General features: G+C 66.9%; 25 protein-coding genes. 22 read left to right on the top strand and 3 right to left on the bottom strand.

From position 1 onward, the window contains the following. Positions 1–72 precede the first annotated feature (72 nt). From ABD301_RS31240 to ABD301_RS31190, 11 genes are all read left to right on the top strand, one after another. Positions 73–1,134, top strand: a complete 1,062-nt coding sequence (locus ABD301_RS31240) for a zinc-dependent metalloprotease (RefSeq protein ID WP_344313868.1) — start codon at positions 73–75, stop codon at positions 1,132–1,134. After that, entirely contained in the window at positions 1,106–2,059 is a 954-nt protein-coding gene (gene tilS, locus ABD301_RS31235) for a tRNA lysidine(34) synthetase TilS (RefSeq protein ID WP_163566971.1), read from the top strand. The genes ABD301_RS31240 and tilS overlap by 29 nt, the downstream gene beginning before the upstream one ends. Before the next feature lie 74 nt (positions 2,060–2,133). After that, positions 2,134–2,676: a hypoxanthine phosphoribosyltransferase gene (hpt, locus tag ABD301_RS31230; RefSeq protein ID WP_344313925.1), complete on the top strand. Its 543-nt coding sequence runs from the start codon at positions 2,134–2,136 to the stop codon at positions 2,674–2,676. Positions 2,677–2,953: 277 nt separating this feature from the next. Next, positions 2,954–5,047, top strand: coding sequence for an ATP-dependent zinc metalloprotease FtsH (gene ftsH / locus ABD301_RS31225; protein ID WP_344313867.1), 2,094 nt, complete (start codon positions 2,954–2,956; stop codon positions 5,045–5,047). A 49-nt stretch (positions 5,048–5,096) separates the two neighbouring features. Then, positions 5,097–5,678, top strand: coding sequence for a GTP cyclohydrolase I FolE (gene folE, locus ABD301_RS31220; RefSeq protein WP_344313866.1), 582 nt, complete (start codon positions 5,097–5,099; stop codon positions 5,676–5,678). After that, on the top strand, positions 5,678–6,517 hold the full coding sequence (folP, locus tag ABD301_RS31215; protein ID WP_344313865.1) for a dihydropteroate synthase: 840 nt from the start codon (positions 5,678–5,680) through the stop codon (positions 6,515–6,517). Before folE ends, folP begins: the two co-directional genes overlap by 1 nt. Next, positions 6,514–6,897 carry a dihydroneopterin aldolase gene (folB, locus tag ABD301_RS31210; RefSeq protein WP_344313864.1) on the top strand — a complete coding sequence of 128 codons (384 nt, stop codon included), beginning with the start codon at positions 6,514–6,516 and terminating at the stop codon, positions 6,895–6,897. The genes folP and folB overlap by 4 nt, the downstream gene beginning before the upstream one ends. Continuing rightward, on the top strand, positions 6,894–7,421 hold the full coding sequence (locus ABD301_RS31205; protein WP_344313863.1) for a DUF3180 domain-containing protein: 528 nt from the start codon (positions 6,894–6,896) through the stop codon (positions 7,419–7,421). The genes folB and ABD301_RS31205 overlap by 4 nt, the downstream gene beginning before the upstream one ends. Beyond that, the gene (locus ABD301_RS31200; protein WP_344313862.1) at positions 7,405–8,112 is read left to right on the top strand and encodes a 4'-phosphopantetheinyl transferase family protein; all 708 of its coding nucleotides are present in this window, start codon (positions 7,405–7,407) and stop codon (positions 8,110–8,112) included. Before ABD301_RS31205 ends, ABD301_RS31200 begins: the two co-directional genes overlap by 17 nt. A gap of 42 nt (positions 8,113–8,154) precedes the next feature. Beyond that, entirely contained in the window at positions 8,155–8,457 is a 303-nt protein-coding gene (locus ABD301_RS31195) for a hypothetical protein (RefSeq protein ID WP_344313860.1), read from the top strand. Positions 8,458–8,704: 247 nt separating this feature from the next. Continuing rightward, positions 8,705–10,078, top strand: a complete 1,374-nt coding sequence (locus ABD301_RS31190; RefSeq protein WP_279579251.1) for a serine hydrolase domain-containing protein — start codon at positions 8,705–8,707, stop codon at positions 10,076–10,078. 45 nt (positions 10,079–10,123) lie between these two features. Here the strand turns inward: ABD301_RS31190 and ABD301_RS31185 are convergent, their stop codons facing one another. Continuing rightward, positions 10,124–11,134, bottom strand: a complete 1,011-nt coding sequence (locus ABD301_RS31185) for an ABC transporter ATP-binding protein (protein WP_344313859.1) — start codon at positions 11,132–11,134, stop codon at positions 10,124–10,126. Positions 11,135–11,137: 3 nt separating this feature from the next. Between ABD301_RS31185 and ABD301_RS31180 the strand changes: the two genes are divergently transcribed. The 8 genes from ABD301_RS31180 to ABD301_RS31145 all read left to right on the top strand — a co-directional run bounded on the left by ABD301_RS31180 (position 11,138) and on the right by ABD301_RS31145 (position 16,710). Next, positions 11,138–11,869: an ABC transporter permease gene (locus ABD301_RS31180; RefSeq protein ID WP_279579252.1), complete on the top strand. Its 732-nt coding sequence runs from the start codon at positions 11,138–11,140 to the stop codon at positions 11,867–11,869. 22 nt (positions 11,870–11,891) lie between these two features. Continuing rightward, positions 11,892–12,605: an ABC transporter permease gene (locus ABD301_RS31175; protein ID WP_163566974.1), complete on the top strand. Its 714-nt coding sequence runs from the start codon at positions 11,892–11,894 to the stop codon at positions 12,603–12,605. Positions 12,606–12,761: 156 nt separating this feature from the next. Further along, positions 12,762–13,760 carry a glycine betaine ABC transporter substrate-binding protein gene (locus tag ABD301_RS31170; RefSeq protein ID WP_344313858.1) on the top strand — a complete coding sequence of 333 codons (999 nt, stop codon included), beginning with the start codon at positions 12,762–12,764 and terminating at the stop codon, positions 13,758–13,760. 297 nt (positions 13,761–14,057) lie between these two features. Further along, complete coding sequence (locus tag ABD301_RS31165) at positions 14,058–14,570, top strand: twin-arginine translocation signal domain-containing protein (protein ID WP_344313857.1); 513 nt, start codon at positions 14,058–14,060, stop codon at positions 14,568–14,570. A gap of 2 nt (positions 14,571–14,572) precedes the next feature. Next, positions 14,573–15,115: a MauE/DoxX family redox-associated membrane protein gene (locus tag ABD301_RS31160; RefSeq protein WP_163566977.1), complete on the top strand. Its 543-nt coding sequence runs from the start codon at positions 14,573–14,575 to the stop codon at positions 15,113–15,115. Further along, entirely contained in the window at positions 15,112–15,669 is a 558-nt protein-coding gene (locus tag ABD301_RS31155) for a thioredoxin domain-containing protein (RefSeq protein ID WP_163566978.1), read from the top strand. Before ABD301_RS31160 ends, ABD301_RS31155 begins: the two co-directional genes overlap by 4 nt. Next, positions 15,666–16,028: a hypothetical protein gene (locus tag ABD301_RS31150; RefSeq protein WP_344313856.1), complete on the top strand. Its 363-nt coding sequence runs from the start codon at positions 15,666–15,668 to the stop codon at positions 16,026–16,028. Before ABD301_RS31155 ends, ABD301_RS31150 begins: the two co-directional genes overlap by 4 nt. A gap of 97 nt (positions 16,029–16,125) precedes the next feature. After that, positions 16,126–16,710 (top strand): hypothetical protein, encoded by a 585-nt coding sequence (locus tag ABD301_RS31145; protein WP_344313855.1) that lies wholly within the window; start codon positions 16,126–16,128, stop codon positions 16,708–16,710. A gap of 67 nt (positions 16,711–16,777) precedes the next feature. On the opposite strand, the gene ABD301_RS31140 is transcribed toward ABD301_RS31145, so the two are convergent. Beyond that, complete coding sequence (locus ABD301_RS31140) at positions 16,778–18,136, bottom strand: FAD-dependent oxidoreductase (protein WP_344313854.1); 1,359 nt, start codon at positions 18,134–18,136, stop codon at positions 16,778–16,780. A 150-nt stretch (positions 18,137–18,286) separates the two neighbouring features. Beyond that, positions 18,287–18,898 (bottom strand): PadR family transcriptional regulator, encoded by a 612-nt coding sequence (locus tag ABD301_RS31135; RefSeq protein WP_344313853.1) that lies wholly within the window; start codon positions 18,896–18,898, stop codon positions 18,287–18,289. Between the two features lie 207 nt (positions 18,899–19,105). Between ABD301_RS31135 and ABD301_RS31130 the strand changes: the two genes are divergently transcribed. The 3 genes from ABD301_RS31130 to ABD301_RS31120 all read left to right on the top strand — a co-directional run. Further along, a complete protein-coding gene (locus ABD301_RS31130) occupies positions 19,106–20,671 on the top strand; it encodes an aldehyde dehydrogenase family protein (RefSeq protein WP_344313852.1) in 1,566 nt (521 codons plus the stop codon). Further along, a complete protein-coding gene (locus ABD301_RS31125; RefSeq protein ID WP_344313851.1) occupies positions 20,671–21,825 on the top strand; it encodes an NAD(P)/FAD-dependent oxidoreductase in 1,155 nt (384 codons plus the stop codon). Before ABD301_RS31130 ends, ABD301_RS31125 begins: the two co-directional genes overlap by 1 nt. 117 nt (positions 21,826–21,942) lie before the next feature. Next, positions 21,943–22,414 (top strand): YhfC family glutamic-type intramembrane protease (locus ABD301_RS31120; RefSeq protein ID WP_344313850.1); only part of this gene is annotated, 472 nt, incomplete at its 3' end.

Below are 22,414 nucleotides of genomic sequence, written 5' to 3'. Positions count from 1 at the left end.
GAACGTCACCCTCGCGTCGGGTTGGCGGCCGGGTGGCCAGCCATCGGCGGCCGCTGGCCGTAACGTAAGGGAATGCCTGAGATCGTCGACTGGGATCTGGCCGCGCTCACCGCGGCCCGACTGGCCCGCCCCGGCCCGTCGGTCACCTTCAGTGAGGCCGCCGGGGTGGTCTCGGAGCTGCGCCGGCTGACCGAGGAAGCGGCCGAACACGTGGCCGCCTTCACCGAGATGCCGCCGGTGGTCGAGGCGGCGCCGGTGCAGGTGGTGGACCGCGGCGACTGGGCGAAGGCGAACATCGCCGGCCTGCGCAAGGTCACCGGCCCGTTGGCCAGCCGGATGCAGGCGGTGCAGGCCAATCCGGTGCTGCGTACGGTCGGTCCGAAGGTCACCGGCGCGCAGGCCGGCACGGTGCTGGCGTACATGTCCGGCAAGGTCCTCGGGCAGTACGAGGTGTTCTCCGGCGGCGTCGGCACCCTGCTGCTGGTGGCGCCGAACATCGTCGAGGTCGAGCGCAAGCTGAACGCCGACCCGCGCGACTTCCGGATGTGGGTCTGCCTGCACGAGGTCACCCACCGCACCCAGTTCACCGCGGTGCCCTGGATGCGCGAACACTTCTTTGCCGAGGTCAACGCCTTCATCGACGCCTCCGAGCTGGATCCGGAAGCGGTCGCCGACCGGGTCCGACGGGCGGTCTCGACGCTCTCGGACGTGGTCAACGACCCGCAGTCCCGTTCGAACCTGCTCGACATCGTCCAGACGCCCGCGCAACGCGAGATCATCGACCGGCTGACGGCGCTGATGACGCTGGTCGAGGGCCACGCGGAGTACGTGATGGACGGCGTCGGGCCGGAGGTGGTGCCGACCGTCGCCGAGATCCGGTCCGCGTTCAACGCCCGCCGCGCCAGCGCGAATCCGGTGGAGAAGCTGGTCCGCCGGCTGCTCGGGGTGGAGGCGAAGCTCCGGCAGTATGCTGAGGGCCGAAAGTTCGTCGCCGCGATCGTGGACGAGGTCGGGATGGCCGGCTTCAACAAGATCTGGACCTCGCCCGAGACACTTCCGCTCACCTCCGAGCTGACCGACCCACACGCGTGGGTCACCCGAGTCCATGGCCGGCCCGCCGCCACCGCTGAATGACGTACGCGCCGCGGTCGCCGCGGCGCTGACCGGGCTGTCCCCGGGCGAGCTGGTCCTGGTCGCCTGTTCCGGCGGCCCGGACTCGCTGGCGTTGGCGGACGCCCTCGCGTACTGCGCCCCCCAAGCGGGTCTACCCGCTGGCTTGCTGACCGTCGACCACGGCTTGCAGGACGGATCGGCTTCGCGGGCCGCGGACGTACGAGCGTGGGCGCTGTCGTGCGGTCTTGTCCCGGCCGAGGTGCTGACGGTCTCCGTCGACGGTCCCGGTGGGCCGGAGGCCGCCGCGCGTACGGCCCGGTACGCGGCCTTGGACGCGGCCTCCGACCGCCTCGGGGCAGCCGCCGTCCTGCTCGGTCACACGCGTGACGACCAGGCCGAGACGGTGTTATTGGGCCTCGCCCGCGGCTCCGGCATCCGGGCCGCCGCCGGCATGCCAGCCCGGCGCGGCCGCTATCTGCGGCCGCTGCTGGACCTGCCGCGGTCGACCACCACCGCGGCTTGCGCGGCCGCCGGCCTGAAGCCGTGGTGCGATCCGCACAACAGCGATCCCGCGTACGCGCGCTCACGCCTGCGCAAACTGTTGCCGACGCTGGAGGAGGCTGCTCCCGGGGTGACCGCCGGGTTGGCTCGTACGGCGAAGATGGCCCGCGCCGACGCCGACCTGCTCGATTCGCTGGCCGCGTCAGTGCAGGCGGTCTCTAAAGACGGCTTGCTTGTGGCCGTCGTGGCCACCGAGCCCGAGCCCATCCGCCGCCGTGTGCTGCACTCGTGGGCATCGACGATCACCCCTCGCCCGTACGACCTCTCCAGCCGCCATATCGCTTCCTTGGACGCCCTGATCGTGTCCTATCGCGGCCAGGGCGCGGTCGCGTTGCCGGGCGGGGTCCGTGTCCGCCGCTCCGGCGCGCACCTGAGGGCTGACTGACCCCACTCATGGCTGGCCAGTTGGCGGCATGACAGTCTGTTTGGGTGACTTCCGCTGGGGCCCGGACCACTTCCCTGTACGAATCCGACATCGAGCGGGTGGTGGTCTCCGAGGACGAGATTCGCGTCAAGACCGCCGAGCTGGGCAAGCAGATCGCGGCCGATTACGGCGAGCGAGAGCCGTTGTTGGTGGGGGTGCTGAAGGGTGCGGTCATGTTCATGGCCGACTTCGCCAGGGCGGTGCCGCTGCCGACGCAGCTGGAGTTCATGGCGGTGTCCAGTTACGGCGCGTCGACGTCGTCGTCCGGGGTTGTACGCATCCTGAAGGACCTTGATTCGGACATCGCCGGCCGGCACGTGCTGGTGGTCGAGGACATCATCGACTCCGGGCTCACGCTGTCGTGGCTGTGCCGCAACCTGGCCGCCCGCAACCCCGCGTCCGTCGAGGTGGTGGCCCTGTTGCGCAAGCCCGACGCGATCAAGGTGCCGGTGGACGTGCGTTATGTCGGCTTCGACATCCCGAACGAGTTCGTGGTCGGTTACGGGCTGGACTACAACGAGCGCTACCGTGACCTGCCGTACGTCGGGCTGCTCAAACCGAGCGTGTACGAGCGCTAGCCATTGCGCGTACGTGCAGACACACTCTGAGAGTCAGCTGAGAGTCTGATCGGAACGTGCGGCCGGGTGGCATCGTTGCCTGTTGTGTGAACTTGAGGTAAGCAATCCCACCTCGGTCTGTCGGCGTCAGCGGACAGCGGGAGGTAGCCTTGAGGGATATCGCCAACCGCTGGACATGTTCTCTTAGCGTTGTCGTCCGGCCAATGAGCACTACCGCCGAGCTTTCATTCGTTGGATCAGGAGGGGTCGGGGCCCGTCATGGCGCCTCGCATGCAGCATGGATCGCACTCGTATACTCCGTCGGCCCATCGTCTGGATCGTGCTGGTGGTTCTGGCCGCGCTGGTGCTGACCACCTTCTTCACCAATGGTGACGACTACAAAAAGGTCAGCACGTCGATCGCCCTTTCACAGGTGACCAGCGGAAACGTGGTCAGTGCCACGATCGAGGACCGTGAGCAGGTCCTCCAGCTGAACCTGAAGAACCCGGTCGACGGCTCCACCAAGGTGGAAGCCAGTTACCCGGCCGAGGCAACCTCGGCGATTTTCGCCACCATCTGGCCAAATGGGAAGGCCGGCGCCAAGGGCGTCGCTTTCGACACCAAGGTGACGAAAGACTCTTTCTGGGCCAGCCTGCTGATCAGCCTGCTGCCGGTCGCGGTGCTGCTGCTTCTGGTGTTCTTCTTCATGAGCCAGATGCAGGGCGGCGGCAACCGGGTCATGAACTTCGGCAAGTCCAAGGCCAAGCTGGTCAGCAAGGACACCCCGAAGACCACGTTCGCGGACGTGGCCGGCGCTGACGAGGCGATCGAGGAGCTCGAGGAGATCAAGGACTTCCTCGCCGCGCCCGCCAAGTTCCAGGCCATCGGCGCCAAGATCCCCAAGGGCGTGCTGCTGTTCGGCCCGCCCGGCACCGGTAAGACGCTGCTCGCCCGCGCCGTCGCCGGCGAGGCCGCGGTGCCGTTCTACTCCATCTCCGGTTCGGACTTCGTCGAGATGTTCGTCGGTGTCGGTGCTTCTCGCGTACGGGACCTGTTCGAGCAGGCCAAGGCGAACGCGCCGGCGATCATCTTCGTCGACGAGATCGACGCGGTTGGCCGGCACCGTGGCGCGGGCCTCGGTGGTGGGCACGACGAGCGTGAGCAGACCCTGAACCAGATGCTGGTCGAAATGGACGGCTTCGACGTGAAGGGCGGCGTGATCATGATCGCCGCCACCAACCGGCCGGACATCCTGGACCCGGCGCTGCTGCGGCCCGGCCGGTTCGACCGGCAGATCGCGGTGGACCGCCCGGACATGGAGGGCCGCAAGGCCATCCTGCGGGTGCATGCCAAGGGCAAGCCGTTCGCTCCGGACGTGGATCTGGACACGATCGCCCGCCGGACGCCCGGCTTCACCGGTGCCGACCTCGCGAACGTGATCAACGAGGGCGCGCTGCTGACCGCTCGTACGGACCTGAAGGCCATCACCAACGACACGTTGGAAGAGGCCATCGACCGGGTGATCGGGGGCCCGCAGCGCAAGACCCGGGTGATGAGCGACCGGGAAAAGAAGGTCACCGCCTACCACGAGTCCGGCCACGCGCTGGTCGCCTGGGCGCTGCCGCATTCCGCGCCGGTGCACAAGCTGACGATCCTGCCGCGCAGCCGCTCGCTCGGGCACACCCTGGTGCTGCCGACCGAGGACAAGTACAACCAGACCCGGTCCGAGATGATCGACACCCTCGCGTACGCGCTGGGTGGCCGGGCCGCCGAGGAGCTTGTCTACCACGAGCCCACCACCGGTGCGTCCGACGACATCCAGAAGGCCACCGGGATGGCCCGCGCGATGGTCACCGAATACGGCATGTCGACCAAGCTGGGTGCGGTGAAGTACGGCCAGACCGACGGTGAGCCGTTCCTCGGCCGCACCATGGGTCACGAGGCCAACTACTCGGACTCCGTCGCCGCGCTGATCGACCAGGAAGTACGCGGCCTGATCGAGATGGCGCACGACGAGGCCTGGGAGATCCTGGTCGAATACCGGGATGTCCTGGACGCGATGGTGCTGGAGCTGATGGAGAAGGAGACGCTGGTCAAGACCGACCTGGAGCGGATCGCGCACCGGGTGGTCAAGCGTCCGCCGCTGGCTCCGTACAACGGCTTCGGCAAGCGCACGCCCAGCGACAAGCCGCCGGTCATGACCCCGCGCGAGCTGGCGGTGCTGAACATGAGCAAGCCGGCGAACGGTTCGGTCGGCGACCTGTACGGCGAGTCGGCCTCGGTCAGCGGCGACCTGCCGTCGTACGGCGAGGCCGCGGACCCCGAAGCGACCCAGCAGATCCCGCTGCCGCACAACCCGGGCACCAACCCGCCGTACCCGTCGGGAGCCTGAGCTGACCGGGAGCAACGGGCCTGATCTGGACGGATCCGCCACGGTTTCCGTGGCGGATCCGCCGCGTGTGGATCTGGACCGGATCGCGGCGGCCGTGCACGAGATCCTGATCGCGATCGGCGAGGACCCGGACCGCGACGGGCTGCGGGAGACGCCGCGCCGGGTGGCCAAGTCGTACGCCGAGATGTTCTCCGGTCTGCTGATGGATCCGGCGGCCTCGCTGACCACCACGTTCGAGGCCGGCCACCAGGAGTTGGTGCTGGTCAAGGACATCGAGCTGTATTCGACCTGCGAGCACCACCTGGTGCCCTTCCACGGCGTCGCGCACGTCGGCTACATCCCGGGCGCGGACGGCCGCATCACCGGGCTGTCCAAGCTGGCCCGGCTGGTCGACGGCTACGCCCGGCGGCCGCAGGTGCAGGAGCGGTTGACCGCGCAGATCGCCGACTCGATGGTCGAGCGGTTGAATCCTCGGGGCGCGATTGTCGTCCTCGAGTGCGAGCATCTGTGCATGTCCATGCGAGGCATTCGCCGGCCCGGCGCGCGAACCGTGACCTCCGCGGTGCGCGGCATCTTCGAGCGGTCCGCCACCTCGCGGGCCGAGGCGATGAGCCTGATTATCGGCAAGTGATGACGTACTGGCAGCCCGGCGGGATAGCGGCACCGGCGGTGATGGGCGTTCTCAACGTCACCCCGGATTCCTTCTCCGACGGCGGTCGGTACGTGAACGTCGACGCGGCGCTGGCGCACGGCCGGCGGATGGCCGCCGAGGGCGCGCACCTGGTGGACGTCGGTGGCGAGTCGACCCGGCCGGGCGCGAGCCGAGTGGACGCCGACACTGAGATCAAACGGGTCGTGCCGGTGATAGCGGATCTCGCCGCTGAAGGCATCGCACTGTCGGTGGACACCAGCCGGGCGCAGGTGGCCGAGGCCGCGCTCGCGGCCGGCGCGCGCTGGGTCAACGACGTGTCCGGCGGTCTCGCCGACCCGCAAATGGCCAAGGTGGTCGCCGACGCGGGATGCCCTTGGGTGTTGATGCACTGGCGCGGCCACAGCCGGGACATGTATGAGCTGGCCTCGTACGAGGACGTGGTCAGCGAGGTCCGCGACGAGCTGTCCACCTGCGCGGACGCGGCCATCGCGGCCGGCGTCGACCCGGCCAACCTGGTGGTCGATCCGGGCCTGGGGTTCGCCAAGCGGGCCGAGCACAACTGGCAGCTGCTGGCGCACCTGGACGTGCTGCTCGCGCTGGGTTTCCCGGTGCTGGTCGGGGCCAGCCGCAAGTCCTTCTTGGGACGGCTGCTGGCCGGTCCGGACGGCACCCCACGGCAGGTCGAGGAGCGCCAGGACGCCACCCTCGCCACCACCGTGTTGGCGCTGGAGGCGGGCGTTTGGGGCGTACGGGTGCATGACGTGCGATCGACCGCCGACGCGATCGCGGTGTGGCAGGCGGTCAGCGGCCAGCGATGAGCGATCAGATCAGCCTCACCGGGCTGCGAGTGCGCGGTTTTCACGGCGTTTTCGACCATGAGCGGGCGGACGGCCAGGACTTCGTCGTCGACGTGGTGCTCGAAACCGACACCACCGCGGCCGCCAGGAGCGACGACCTGACCGACACGATTGACTATGGCGATCTCGCCGAGCGGCTGGCCGAGGTGGTCGCCGGGCCGCCGGTCAACCTGTTGGAGGCGCTCGCCGCCCGCCTCGCCGACGCGTGCCTGACCGATGCGCGGGTCGCCGCGGCCACCGTCACCATCCACAAACCGCAGGCGCCGATCCAGCGCACCTTCACCGACGTGTCCGTCACGATTCGCCGGAGCCGTCGCACCAGCTGGGAGGGGCCGCAGTGAGTGAGTCCAGGAGCGGGCCGCCGAAGCCGTCGATCGGACCGACCCGGCCGGTGACCCTGCTGGTCACCTTCGTGATCGCGGCCATCGCCGCGTATGTGCTGGTCCAGCGCTTCTACGGCGATATAGCGGTGCCGACCCTGCCGTTGGCCACCTTCGCTCTGCTCGCGGTCATCGAGGCCCTGACGGCCCGGTCCACCCGGGCCCGGATCGCCCGCAAGCCCGGCACCGAGCCGATCCCGCCGCTGACCGCCGCCCGGTTGATCGTGCTGGCCAAGGCGTCGTCGATCGCCGGCGCGCTGTTCTGCGGCCTGTACGCGGGCACCTTCGTCTACGTGCTGTCCGCCGCCAGCCGGCTCAACGTCGCGGTGACCGAGACGCCGATCGCCGCTGGTGGCGTCCTCACCGCGGGGCTGCTGATAGCGGCCGCGTTGTGGCTGGAGCGATCCTGCCGGATCCCGCCGCGGGACGATGACGACGACAAGCCGGTCGCGGAGCCGAAAGACCCGCATGCTCCCGGGTTCTGACACCTGCCAGGTGTGGTGGGCGCGGACCGCCGACGCTCGCGACGAGTTGCTCGCGGTGCTGCCGGCCGCCGAACGCGACCGCCACCGTGCGTACGTACGAGCGAATGACCGCGCCCTCTACCTGGTCGCACACGCCCTCACCCGGTTGCTGCTGGCTGAGCGGCTGGAGCAGCCGCCGGCCGACATCGTCTTCAGCCGGGTGTGCGTGCACTGCGGCGCCGACCATGGCAAGCCGCTCCTGCCCGGTTCGGGCTGGGAGACGTCGCTCTCGCATTCCGGCGGCTGGGTCGCGGTGGCGCTGGCGGCTGGGCATCCGGTCGGCGTGGACGTCGAGTGGATCGACCGGGCATTGGACGTGGAGTCGCTGCGGGACACCGTCCTCGCCCAAGCCGAGCAACGAGTGCTGGCTGCCGGTCCGCCGGAGGGCTTTTTCACGTACTGGTGCCGAAAAGAAGCCCTGCTGAAGGCCACTGGCGACGGCTTGGCGATCAGTCCGGCCCGGCTGCGGGTCAGCGGACCGGCCGAGCCGGCCCGACTGCTGGACTGGACGGTGCCCGGCCGGCCGGCTCCGCTCGTACGGCTGACCGATCTGCGGCCGGACCCGGATCACGTCGGGTGCGTGGCGATCCTGACGGACCGGGACGTGACGGTGACCGAACACGATGGGTCCGCCCTGCTGGCGAAGACGTGATCTGCGTACTCGTACGCTAACTCGGACGACAGGAGCACACCGATGACGAACGACCCGCGGTTCCAGGCGCTGGACGGGCTGCCCACCGAGGAGTTGCGGCAACGCGCCTTCAGCACCGCCCGGCACCACGGCGACATCCGGTTTTTCGTCGACCTTCTGCGGCATCTCCCGGCGGCCTCCGACACCGAGCGGCTGGACAACTCCACCGGCGACATCGGGCTGGCCGTCGACGACGCCGTCGCGCTCTGGCGGGAGTTCACCGGGCACGGTCTTGGCGACGCCGAGCCGGTGCTGCGCGCTTCCTTCATCGACTATCTGCTCAAACACGAGGCCGTGGAGCACTAGGGCGTGTCTCCTCATCCCAGGCGGCGAGGGCCGAGCCCAAGCGCCGTCCTGCGAGCACCGGACGATCACACCCATACAACAAAGGTATGAGCGCGACCGCCCGGCACTCGCAGGACGACGCTTGGATCTCGACCCTCATCCACCTGGAATGAGGAGACACGCCCTAAACAGCGAGGCTGAGTATCCGAATTCTGCCGCGGCGACAAAGCCGTCGAGAATTCGCTGCGAATTAAGGTAGCTTCGGTTCGTGAGACTTTCCAGGAGTACGCCCGAAGAGCAGGGTCTGTCGAGCACCGCCATGCGCTCGTTCGTCGGCGCGTTGGCCGGCTGCGGACAGGAAATCCAGACGCTGATGGTGGTAAGCCACGGCTCTGTCGTACTGGAGGAGGAATGGGCGCCTTATCGGCTGAATGAGCGGCATCTTTTGTTTTCGCTGTCGAAAAGCTTCACGTCGATGGCGATCGGCCTGGTGATCGAGGACGGGAAACTGTCGCTCGATGACCGGGTGGTCTCGTTCTTCCCGGCCGAACTGCCGGAGTCGGTGAGCGACAACCTGGCCGCGATGCGGATCCGTGACCTGCTGACGATGACGACCGGTCACCACGAGGACACCATCGAGCCGATGCGGGCCGATCCTGAGCGGATGATGCGGGTTTTCCTCGCGACCGAGGTCAAACACGAGCCGGGGACATATTTCGTCTATAACACCGGCGCGACCTACATGCTGTCAGCGATCCTGCAGAGGGTGACTGGCGAGCTTCTTCTGGACTACCTGCGGCCGCGGCTGTTCGAGCCCCTCGGCATGACCGAAGCGGTGTGGCCCGCCAGCGAGGAAGGCGTCACGTTCGGCGGATTCGGCCTGAGCCTGGTGACCGAGAGCATTGCCGTTTTTGGACAGTTCCTTCTGCAGCAAGGAAAATGGCGGGGGCAACAGCTCGTACCAGCGGCCTGGGTCGAGGCGGCGACGGCGCGGCAGGTGCCCAACGGCAGCGCGGACAGTGCCGACGACTGGCAGCAGGGCTACGGCTACCAGTTCTGGCGATGCCGGCACGGCGTTTATCGTGGGGACGGGGCTTTCGGCCAGTTCTGCGTTGTTTTCCCGGCAGAAGACGCCGTCGTGGTCATGACCGGCGCGGTTCCGGACATGCAGGCGGTGCTGGACGTGGTGTGGGAGTTCGGGTTGCCGGCGCTGCGTCATGAGGACGTACGAGAGGTCGCTCTGCCTGGCCAGCTGCGGATCGAGCCGCCGACCGGCTCGACGCCGCCGGCCGGCGACGGTCGGACGTACCAGTTCGAGCCGAACCAGGTCGAGCTCGCTGCCGCGAGGTGGGAAACCGACGGCAGCCTGGTGCTCGACTTCCAGGATGGCAAGTATCAGTACGGTGAAAGCGTCGTCTGCGCGGCCGGCGACTGGCAGGAATTTCAGGACAGGCAGCGAATTCTCACCAGCGCTCATGGCGATGGAGACGAGTTGGTGGCCACCGTGAGGTTCGTCGAGACGCCGTTCTCCTACACGGTGACCTGTCAGCGGCAACCGGGTCGACTAACACTCACGTTCGACCCGAAGGTCCAGTTCGACCCCGATCCGGTGACGCTCAGCTCGGTCTCCTCCCACGAATGACGTCGAGTGCGGGAAATCACCCAACGACCAATCTCAAGGCAAGCCTCAGTCGTCGACGGACGCGGCTTCGGGAGGCAGGGCGTGCCGAAGGGTCTGGTGCAGAGCCTGCGGGGACAGCACGCCCAAAGTCTCCGAGCCATCCCGTACGGCCACCCAGCCGGTATCGCCGGCCAGCAGGACGGCGAGGGCGTCCTTGAGGCTCGACTTCACCGGGATGGTCGGGATGTCGTCCCGGTTGGTCAGCGAGAAGTCCGACAGCGGCGCCAGCATCGTGAGGTCGACCGGGGTGACGGCGAGCCGGCGCAACGACCGGTCGCCGCCGACGAAGTCGGCCACGAACGAGGATGACGGGGCGCCGAGGATGGTGGCCGGCTCGGCGTACTGCTCGAGCTTGCCGCCCTCGGAGAACACCGCGATCCGGTCGGCCATCCGTACGGCCTCGTCGACATCGTGGGTGACCATCACGATCGTCTTGCGTACTTCGGCCTGCAGACGCAGAAACTCCTCCTGCAGCCGGCCGCGGGCGATCGGGTCGATGGCCGAAAAGGGCTCGTCCATCAGCAGGACGACCGGGTCCGCGGCGAGCGCGCGGGCGACCCCGACGCGCTGGCGTTGGCCGCCGGAGAGCTCATGCGGATAGCGCTTGCCGAAGACGGCCGGGTCGAGGCCGACCAGGTCCAGCAGCTCCTCCGTACGCTCCCGGATGCGCTTGGCGTCCCAGCCGAGCAGCCGTGGCACGGTGCCGACGTTGGTCCGCACGTCCTGGTGCGGAAACAGCCCGACCTGCTGGATCACGTACCCGATCCGGCGGCGCAGCCGAACGGTGTCGACGCGGGTGACGTCCTCGCCCTCCAGCCAGAGCGTGCCGCTGGTCGGTTCGGTGAGCCGGTTGATCATCCGGAGTGTGGTGGATTTCCCACAGCCAGATGGGCCGACAAAAGCGACTAATTCCCCCTCGGGGATCTCTATGGTCAGCGATGCGACGGCGACCGTGCCATCGGGATACTGCTTGCTGACATTGTCCAGCCGGATCGCGGGCTTCGCGGTAGCGTCCACCCCGTGTCCAATCTCCAGGCGGTCATTCGGTACGGCGCGTTACATAGTGACACTGCCGTGCTCGCGAGCCCGGCCGATGCGCCCAACCCGTGGTTGAGTTGGTCGTACCTGCAAGACAACGCCGGTTCCATCCTTAATCATTTCCTCGAGCACGTCACCTTAACGCTCGAATCCATCGTGATCGCGACGGTTATCGCCATCCCGCTCGGCCTGCTGGCCAGCCGGGTCCGCTGGTTGGCGGCCCCTATCGTGGGCATCACCGGGGTGATGTACACCATCCCGTCGCTGGCACTTTTCGCCGCCCTGGTGCCTTTCACTGGCCTGAACGACACACCGGTGGTGGTCGGACTGGTCATGTACGCGCTGCTGATCCTGGTGCGGAACACGGTCGCGGGGCTGAACGGCGTGCCGGAGGAAGTAAGAGATGCCGCGCGCGGGATGGGCTATGGCGCCGGGAAGATGTTTTGGCAGGTAGACCTGCCGATCGCGTTGCCGTCGATCATGACCGGCATCCGGGTCGCGACGGTGTCCACGGTGGCGCTCGTCACGGTGGGTGCGGCGGTCGGCAGCGGCGGCCTCGGGCAGCTGATCCTGCAGGGGTTCAACCAGAACTTCTATCGTGCGCAGATCGTCACCGCCTCGCTGCTGTGCGTGGTGCTGGCGCTCTTCGCGGACGTGTTGCTGGCAACTGTGACCAAAATGTTGTCTCCGTGGGCCCGAAGGCGGGCCACGTGAGCCGGATTGCTGGAGCATTTCTGTGAACCCGATCACCGACGCCGTCGTCTGGCTCAACGACCCCGACAACTGGCAGGGCCCGCAAGGCATCCTCTCGCTCACCGGCCAGCACCTGTGGATCTCGTTCCTGGCCGTCCTGATCGCCTGCGCGATCGCCTGGTCGCTGGGACTGTGGCTCGGCCACACCGGCCGCGGCGGCAACGCGGTGGTGGTGATCTCCAATGCCTCCCGGGCGATTCCGACGCTCGCTCTGCTGACGATCCTGTCGTCGATCGGAGCGTGGTTCTTTGGTACGCCAGCGACCGTGATCTCGCTCGCCGTTTTCGCTATCCCACCACTGCTTTCCAACACGTATGTGGGCATTCGCGGCGTCGATCCGGACGTGGTGGACGCGGCTCGCGGCATGGGCCTGTCCGCCAGTCAAACCCTGTGGCGAGTGGAGGTGCCGCTGGCGATTCCGCTGATCGCGGCCGGTTTCCGGACCGCCGCGGTGCAGGTGGTGGCGACCACCACGCTGGCCGCGCTGGTCGGTGGCGGTGGCCTTGGCAACATCATCAACCTCGGGCTCGGCCAGCAGAAGAGTGGCGTGATCCTGGCCGGCGGCTTCCTGGTGGCGGTGCTCGCGCTCGCCACTGAGGGCATCCTGGCGCTCGCCCAGCGAATGCTGACCCCGGGCCGCGTACGCCGGAAAACCACCAAGCCGATCACCGCGGATCCAGCCGGCGCGGCAGCCTGAAACCAGCCAAACTCGTACGTACGGAACGCCGATCTTCGGGCTGGGGATGCGTTGTCGTACGCCTTCAGTACGCTGCTAGGGAAAGTGCGGGCCGCGATGCGACCCGTCGGACACGCGTTGGCAGGGTTGCCAGCGGGACACAGAAGGCGGGCGTTCATGCGCTCTCGAAGCATTGTTCTGGGCATAGCGGCACTGGCGATGGCCGGTTCGCTGGCCGCCTGCGGGCAGGCCGGCTCCTCCGGCGGCGGCACGGGCTCCAACGGCACGGCCACCACCAAGGCCGGCTGCGCACCGGTCGCCGGCAACGACCTGGTCGTGCTGGACGACGACAAGAAGCTGCAGAACTCGGACAACGTCATCCCGGCGATCAACACCAAGGCCGCCACCCCCGCGCTGACCGCGGCACTGGACAAGGTGTCGGCGGCGCTGGACAGCAAAACGCTGATCGCGCTCAACAAGCAGGTCGACATCGACCGGCAGACCTCGGCGGTCGCGGCCAGCGGTTTCATCGCCGCGCAGAAGCTCAGCGATGGCCTGCAAAAGGGTTCCGGCACAGTGGTGATCGGGGCGGCCAACTTCAGCGAAAGCCAGACGCTGGCCAACATCTACGCCGATGTGCTCAAGTCGGCCGGCTTCACCTCCTCGGTGAAGACCATCGGCAACCGCGAGCTTTACCTGCCGGCGTTGGAAAAGGGCGAGATCCAGGTGGTTCCGGAATACGCCGCCACCCTCACCGAGTTCATGAACCCCGACAAGGCCAAGCCGCAGGCGACGCCGGATATTGACAAGACGGTGGCAGCGCTGACCGCGCTGGGCAAGGACAAGGGGCTGTCGTTCGGCAAGCCGGCCGCCGCCACCGACCAGAACGCTTTCGCCGTCACCACCGCATTCGCGCAGAAGAACAGCGTGAAGACCCTGTCCGACTTCGCCAGCAAGTGCTCGGGGAAGGCCACCATCATCGGTGGTCCGCCGGAGTGCAACAGTGCGGCTCGGCCATATTGCGTGCCCGGACTGGTGAAGACCTACGCCCTGTCGTTCGGGTCTTTCACCTCGCTGGATGCCGCCGGCCCGCTCAGCAAGCAGGCATTGAAGACCGGCAAGGTCACCATCGCCCTGGTCCTGTCCTCCGACGGTGGTCTCACGGCAAGCAGCTGACCCACGCCGAGGGTGACGTCGTGACGCCTCACAACGTCACCCTCGCGGGCGGCCACCCACTGACCACTTCAGGTCAAGAATCATTTTGACGTGCTGGAGAAATGACCCGATTCGCGGCGTCGTTTCTCTATTGAAATGGACAAATACCTACCGTCGAGCGATACGTAGCGAGTTGGTGGCCGTGGACATCCCATCTCGTCCTTGACAACACGTAAGGCCGATAGGACGCTGAGTAAGGCATCTTTTATGCCTTTTCCGCTCATCGACAACGCCCGCTCATCGACAACGGGGGTTTCCATGACAATCAGCCGTCAGATCTCGCGTCGCCAGGTCCTGAGGGTCGGCGCCGTGGTGGCAGCCGCTACGGCCACCACTCTTGCCGTCGACAACACCGCGAATGCCGCGCAAAGTGAGCCATATCAGCCAACGGGAAAGCGCGCTGATCTTGGCCGAGTAGGTCAGGCCGGCGGCGCCGTTTTGCTGGTTGAGCGGTCCAACACCGCGAACGCACGGCCCGTCACGTCGCCGCAAATGGTGCCGTACGCGGGATTCCCGGCCCACGTCACGCCGCGGGTGGGCGACCTGGTCACCGTGACCGACGACTGGCCAGGGGCAGCGGTGGCCGCGATTCCGGTTTGTCACTGGATCCAGGGCATGCCCAAGAGCTTGCCCAACGGTGGTTTCAGCGTCGCCGGCACCCAGCTCGCGCCGACGCCATTGCTGGAAAACATGGGCAAAAAGCGGATCCAGGTCTGCATCCTGGACACCGAACTGCCCACCGCGCAGGTTCTGGCCACCCGCACGGCGTAGTCGTGATCGCGCTGTTGGACGTCGCGCTCCGATTCGGCGCGGCGCTGGTCCTGCTGTACGCGGCGACCCAGAAACTGGCCGCCCCACGTCCTTTTCGGCAGACCCTGCAAGCATTGCGGGTTCCGTTCGCCGCGGCGGTGGCGATTGTCGTTCCACTGGTGGAGATCGCCGCCGCCATCGGATTGACGGTCGCACCCGGCGGCTCCGCGGCTTTGGTGGCCGCGCTGGGATTCGCGTTTGCCGGTGCGGCCGTGGTCGCGATGTCGCGCGGTGAGCGTATCCGGTGCGCGTGTTATGGCAGCACCGGTGACGCCACCCTCGGCTGGCGTCAACTCGCCGCGCTGCCGTTGTGGTTGGTCGTCGCGCTCGACAGCTTTCTGGCTCCCGACCACGCCTGGTCGGGAATCGGGCAGTTTGCCGGCCTGACGCTCGCCCTCGCGGTGGTGGTCGCCGGAACGCAACTTCTGGCCCCCATGCTGCGAAACCGCGCGTACCTGCGGGTCCTGCAGACACAGGCGGCCGGCAAGAACCAGGAGATGCCATGACGTTTGTCTGGATAGCGATCGCCGTTCTCGGTCTGTTGCTGGCGGTCTGTCTGCTCGCGCTGGTCGACCAATACCGGACTCTGGAGCTGATCCGGGCCAGACTGAAACTGGAGGACAACCCGGAGCCGATCCAGCTGCCGGTCGACCGGCTGATCGCGCCGTCGGCGATCGGTCTGCCAGCAGAGCTGGACAGCGAGCCCTATCTCGTCCTGCTGTTCCTGTCCACCTCCTGTACGACCTGTCGTTCGATCGCCGACGGACTGCGCAAGCAGAACTCGTCGAACCTGTGGGTCGTCCTGCAACAGGCCCATTCCGAGGCCGAAGGCGCACAGTGGCTGGCGAACATGGGGATCGCCCAGGACCGGTCGACGGTCGACGTCAGCGGGGATGTCGCGGTCGCGCTGGAAATCGATGTGATCCCGTCGGTCGCCATTTACCGAAACGGTGAGCCGCTGCTGGCCCAGACCATTCCGTCGTTCCGGCAGCTGACCCCGTTGCTGTCGCCGCACACCATGCCGCGCTCTGTGATGAAGGAAGGAACGGTCCGGACATGACTGCGTCCCTGGAATGCGTCACTCCCGAGGCGACCGAGGAGATCGAGCAGACGATCTCCGGCCGGCGCCGGTTCGGCCTGCTGGCGGCGTCGTCGGCGTTCATCGCCGGGCTCGCCGTGCTGCTGGACTCCAAGGCCGCCGCGGCTGACTGCCTCGGCTCGCCGTGCTGCTCGCTCGCCACCTGTACGTGGTGCTACTACCAGGTCAGCCGCGACCGATACACCTGTCCGTCCGGCTACCACCGGGTGCTGTGGACGTGTACGTCCGGCGGCTTCACCTGGGGCTGTGGCGAATGCTCGGGGAACGCGTCGACCTGCTGGCAGGGGCCGTTCAACTGCTCCATCTGGTTCCGCTGGTAGCGCGGCGGTGCCATGGCCTGCGGTGTGGGCCCTCGCGGTGGCGGCGGCCGCGGGCTTCGCGCAGCTGTTCAGTCCTTGAGGCCGATCCTTCATCGGAGTGATCCGCCCCTTCGTGCAAGGGGATCCAGTCACCCACCGTCGAGCGCTCGCCTACCCGGCCGTGCTCGCCAGTGCGCACATCGCGATGGCGGCGCTGGTCGTCGCGGTCGTTTACCAGGTCGGCACGGTGGTCAGCTCGTACGTCGCGCGTCCGCTGGCGGTGGCGATCTGCGCGCTCGCCGCGGTGGTAGCCATCTGTGTCGACGTACGAGCGGTGGTTCGCAACACGTACACGGTCGGGCTCAAGCGGCAGACCGCGAAGGTCCTCGGACATGATCCGGACCGCCCCTGGTGGGTGACTCCGCTGCTCTGGGGCCTGGACACCGGTTTGATCTGGAGCACCTTCCGGGTCTCGTGCACGTCGTGGGTCCTGTTGCTCAGCGCGTTTCTGAACGTCGCGCCGCAGTGGAGCGGCTTCGCGTACGGCGCCTTCTTCGGGGTGCCGCTGATGGTGGCCGTGATGCTTCCGGAACCCGAGACCTACGCTCGACCCGATGGCTGGCCGTTGCGGGGCGTGCAATTGGCCGGCATGACATTGCTCGTCGCACTGCCGTTGACGATGGTGGCCGGCTATCTTGCGTAGTGCCTTTCCGTGAACTGGACGTTTTCGCTGTCGAAACTGACAGCGAAAACGTCCAGCTCGGGAGGCTCTAGTCGTCGTCCTGGTCGCGAACGTCGGCGTACGAGCGGGCCACTTTGCGTTTCAGCGCCGGGACACGGTTGATGACCCGCATCGAAGTGCGCATGCCGGCCATCGCCAACGGCCCGATCACCGGCTTGAACATCGGCTGGTCGACGGTCATCCCGGACAGCGACTTTTCGACTGCGTCGAAGGCATAGTCGATCATTTTCGTTTCGTACGACCGGATGCCGTCGAGCAGTTTGACCTCACCGTCGCGGGCGGCGACCAGCATCCGGCACAGCAGCCGGGCGTCCCGCAGAGCCGTGTTGGCGCCGACTCCGCGGCCCGGGGTCATGGTGTGGATCGCGTCGCCGATGAGCGTGACATTCGTGGTCGGCCACTGCGGAAGTCGTTCGGTAGTGCGCATGTTCAGCGGGAAACAGCTGCCTGGGTCGATCACCGAGAACAGCTCACGTAAGTGCGGGTGCCAGCTGCTTGTACGGGCAACTAGCAGGTCTTTTAGCTCCTGTCCACGCATCTGCATGATATTCGTCGGCAACAGTCGTGCGGCCGTACCAAAACCGACCATCACGTAGTCGCGGGTGTTGTCCCACTGCAGCCCCGGCCAGCCGGCCAGCAGTTCGGCATCGCTGCCGCCAATGGTGTTCTTCGGTTTTCCGTTCTCGTCCCAGCCAAACTCCATCACGTGCACGATGCAGCTGGTGCCGCCGGGAGCGAAGACCATCGACACCCCACGCTGCGCCTTCTCCGGCAGCAGCGCTCTGGTGCGGTCGTTCAAAGCAGTTTTCCCGGTGATACCGACCAAACCAGTGTCGAACATCTTCGCCTGCGGCAGATACTGTTGGCGTACCCGCGAATTCGTGCCGTCGGCGGCGACCAGCACGTCGCCGGTCGCGGTGCTGCCGTCCTCGAAATAGGCGGTCACGGTGCCGTCGACGTTTTGCTCATACCGTTGGTAAACCTTGTCGAACTGGACGACATCCTCCAGTCCGGTCAACAAAACCTGGCGCAGCGTCATGCGGCTGACCGAGCGGTCCTGGGCGACCGCGTCCGGTGCCGGTGCCGGGGTGGGTGAGGACTCCGGCCCCATCGACAGCAGCTCACCCCATTTTTCGGTGTACTGATTGAAATAGATCGGCCCGCGAGCGGTAGTCGCGACGAAGATGTCGAACAGTTGGGGCGGCAGCAGGTCATGCAGGGCTCGGCTACCATCCGGCGAGATGCCGACCCGGTAGCCCTGCAGGCCGTCGGTACGAGTGCGGTCCCGCTCGAAAACGGTGACCGCAATGCCGGCGCGTTTGAGCCCGTGGGCCAACGCGAGACCGCCCGTACCAGCGCCAATGACGAGAACACGTGGTGAAGACACAGCAAAACTCCTCGGGATATCAGGGACGTACGAACTACCGAGGCGCCCTGATACCGTGCGGTTTGGGGACGCGGGTCTCAGGCCTCGGCCGGGATGTGCCATCCAGGTCTCCGGCGCGGTGTTGCCGCATCGCCCGGGGACCGTCTCGTTTCACTCCATCGGGCCGCTTCCGTGGTGTCGGTGCAGCTCGCGCAGCTCGGCGATGCCACTGAGGTCGTCACTGCGGATGCGGGCGGCCAGCCGCCGGACCCAGTCCAGCTCGGCGGTGAAAACGGTGAGCCGGTAGTCGTCCTCGATCACGAACACCTCCCAGAAATCCGCTGGCCGCTCGGCCAGCTGGGTCCGCAACTCGGCCACTCGGGCGGCGAGTTTTTCCGCGCGGGCCTCCAAAAGATTGGCTGCCTCGGCTGGCGGCAGCCCGGGCAGCAACGACAGACCGGCGAGAAACTGCGGAAACTCCTGCTGGGGCGTGCCGATCAGCTCGGCGAGCCAGTCGTGGAACTCGACCCGCCCGGCCGGGGTGATCTCGTACAGCGTCCGCTCGGGATAACGCCCTTCGCGTACGGTCCCGGCCCCGACGATCAGCCCGTCCCGCTCCAGCGCCCGTACGACCGTGTAGAGCGACCCGTACTTGATGTTGATGCTGTCGTGCTTCTCCCGGTCGCGGAGGGTGGCGACCATGTCGTACGGGTGCAGGGGTTTCTCGAACAGCAAGCCGAGCACCGCGAGCGCGAGTGGGTTGGAAATCCTGCGCTGGGTCATGACCACCTCCTTAGTCGTTGGCAACTATACGCACACATCTAGTGTCTTGGCAACTAGATGTAGACAACTAAGAGGGAAGGTCGCGATTGTTTGTCGTAATATTGCCGAGTCGACCGGAGGTCATCCGGCGTCACTGCCAAAAAGCAGGAAGACTTTCACACGGAGCCCGGGTTGATTCCGCAGGGTCCGAGAAATTACGGTGCCCTTATGCCCTCCACTAGTTCTGACACCCGTGTGCTCTCCCACCTGATCGGCGGCCAGCGAGTCGCGGCGACCGGCGAGCTGCTCGACTCGACCAACCCGGCCCAGCGCACCGACGTGGTGGCGCGGTTCCCGATGGCCAGCGCCGAGACCTTCGTCGACGCGTGCCGGGTGGCCAGCGCCGCGCAGGCCGGCTGGGCGGCCGTGCCGGCTCCCGTGCGCGGCCAGGTCATCGGCGCCATCGGCCAGCTCGTACGGGCCAACAAGGAAGCGCTGTCCCGGCTGGTCACCCGCGAGATGGGCAAGCCGTACGCGGAGTCGCTCGGCGAGGTGCAGGAAGTCATCGACACCTGCGACTTCTTCCTCGGCGAGGGCCGCCGGCTGTACGGCCAGACCGTGCCGAGCGAGGTTGGTGACAAGCAGCTGTTCACCTTCCGCCGGCCGGTGGGCACGATCGCGATCGTGACCGCGTCCAACTTCCCGATCGCCGTTCCGTCGTGGTACATCATCCCGGCGCTGCTGGCCGGCAACTCGATCGTCTGGAAGCCGTCCGAGCTGACCCCCGCGATCGGCGACGCCTTCGCCGAGATCATGGTCCGCGCGGGCGTGCCGGCGGGTGTGTTGAACCTCGTACACGCCGACGGTCCGAGTACGTCCGACGGCCTGGCAGCCGCGTTGGAGGCCGGCACGCTCGACAAGATCGGCTTCACCGGTTCGACCGAGACCGGCCGCAAGATCAGCGAGCTCTCCGGCCGTTACCTGCAGACCCCGATTTTGGAGCTGGGCGGCAAAAACCCGCTGGTGGTGGCCGCTGACGCCGACCTCGACCTGGCGGTGGAGGGCGCGCTCTTCGGCAGTTTCGGTACGGCCGGCCAGCGCTGCACGTCGACCGGCACGATCTGGGTGCACGCGGACGTACACGACGAGTTCCTCAGCCGGTTCAGCGCCGCCGTAGAGAACGCCGTCATCGGCGACCCGTCGGAGAACGTCCTTTACGGACCGATGATTTCTGAGACGTATCTGCACCGCTACGAGGCGTTCCTGGACTGGATCGCCGACCACCACAAGGTTTCCGGCTCCGGCAGCACCGGCCAGATCACCGCGGACGCGCCGCGGCGCGGCTTCGTCGGCGACCCGAGTGACGGTTTTTACGCGCACCCGGTGATCGTCGACGGCATCAAGCCCGGCGACGAGCTCTATGCGAAGGAGACCTTCGGGCCGCTGGTCGGCGTCGGCACGTACACCGACATCGCCGAGGCGATCGAACTGGCGAACGGGCACGGTTACGGGCTGTCCAGCGCGATCTACACCAACGACCCGCGGACGGCCTTCACCTTCGCCAACGGCATCAGCGCCGGCATGACCAGCGTGAACAACTCCACGTCCGGCGCTGAGGCGCATCTTCCCTTTGGCGGCAACGGAAAGTCTGGCAACGGCTCGCGCCAGTCCGGCATTTGGGTGCTCGATGCGGTGACCCAGTGGCAGTCTCTCAACTGGGACTACTCCGGCAAGCTGCAGAAGGCGCAGATGGACACCACCGTGCTGCCCGCCGATCTCGACTTCCGCGTCTAGTGGTCCGTACGCTGCCCGAGCGGGCTTCGGTTGTCGTCATCGGCGGGGGGATTGTCGGGGTTTCCACGGCATTCCACCTCGCCGAGGCCGGTGTGCGAGATGTTCTGTTGATAGAGCGGGATTCTCTCGGCGCCGGTTCGACCTCCAAGGCCGCCGGCGGCGTACGGGCGTCGTTTTCCACGCTGGCGAACATCGCGCTCGGCGCCCGGTCTTTGCGGACCTGGCGCACTTTCGCGGACCGTCCAGGCGGGCAGATTGACCTTGAGCAGGTTGGATATCTCTTCCTGCTGTCCACTGAGGACGATCTGCGCGGCTTCTCGGAAGCTGTCGCAGTGCAGGCCGATTTTGCTCTGGAATCACGGATAATCGACCCGGCCGAGGTCCTGCGACTCAATCCATTGGTGGTCACCGACGGATTGGTCGGCGCCGCGTACTCGCCAGGCGACGGCTACTGCACACCCGAGGCCGCGGTCGCGGGCTATGCCACCGCGGCCCGCCGGCATGGTGCTCGGCTGGTCACCGGGGTTTGTGCGTCCTCGATCGAAAAGTCCGGCGACGAGATCGTCGGTGTCCACACCAGTGCGGGCTTTGTGCGTACGGACACGGTGATCTGCTGCGCTGGCGCGTGGTCGCGGTCGGTGGGGGAGATGGCCGGCACCGCGCTGCCGGTCACGCCGGTACGTCGGCAGATCGCCGTCACCGAGCCGGTTTCCGTTCTGCCAGAGCGATTCCCGATGACGTTGGACTATTCGTCCACGTTCTACTTCCATCGAGAAGGTCCGGGACTGCTTTTTGGGATGTCGCCGGACGAAGAGCCGGGCTTTCACACGCGTACCGATGACCGCTGGCTGTCCGGGCTCGCCGAGGCGGTGTCCGTACGCGCACCGGCCCTCGCCGACGTGGGCATCGCGCACACCTGGGCGGGCCTCTACGAAGTCACCCCGGACCACGACGCGCTGATCGGCGAAGTGGCGGGGGTGTCCCGTTTCCTCTACGCGTGTGGCTTTTCCGGCCATGGCTTCCTGATGGGACCCGCCGTCGGCGAGGTCGTCCGTGATCTCTACCTGCGCCGGCAGCCTTTCGTTGACGTTTCAGCGATGTCCACCGACCGCTTCGTCGCCGGCGCCACCCGCTCCGAACTGCACATCATTTGAGTTTTAAGCAACACCTCCCGCGTACACACACGTTCCCGTATGACAAGGTCGTTTGACATCAAGTCAAGGGCGCTGTACATCTTGTCAAGTGAGCTGTACGTCTGAGAGGGATGTGAAATGAACACAGGAGCGTTGGTGGCGTTGGCGGTCGCGGCGCTGATCGCCGGACTGGGTGCGCTGGTGGTGGCGTTTGTGCTGCGGAAGCGGCTGCGGGTGCCATTGGTGATTTTCGTTGTGGCGGCTGGCTTTTACGTGCTCAACCTGATCGTCCAGCAGCCGATTTTTCTGGGCATTCGGGCCACTACGCATGCCACCGGGTTGCTGATGACCGGACTGATCGCGCCGGCTGTCTACGCGGTGTGTGAGGAGGTCCTCCGATTTTTCAGCTTCCGGGTGGGGAAATCGATGCGCGGCAACCGTACGCCCAACGGCGCGATCATGGCCGGGCTCGGACACGGTGGCGCCGAGTCGATGTTCTTCACGCTCGCGATGATCGCCAGCGTGGCGACCGCGGTGTTCGCGCCGCGGGCGTTCATCGCCAACGGCGGCGACCCGAACACGATCCTGCACGGCGGCCCTGGCTACTACC

The sequence above is a fragment of the Fodinicola feengrottensis genome, assembly GCF_039530045.1.
GTDB classification, from domain to species: domain Bacteria; phylum Actinomycetota; class Actinomycetes; order Mycobacteriales; family HKI-0501; genus Fodinicola; species Fodinicola feengrottensis.
The sequence above is the reverse complement of the archived record's forward strand: the minus strand, read 5'-3'. Positions and strand labels throughout refer to the sequence as shown.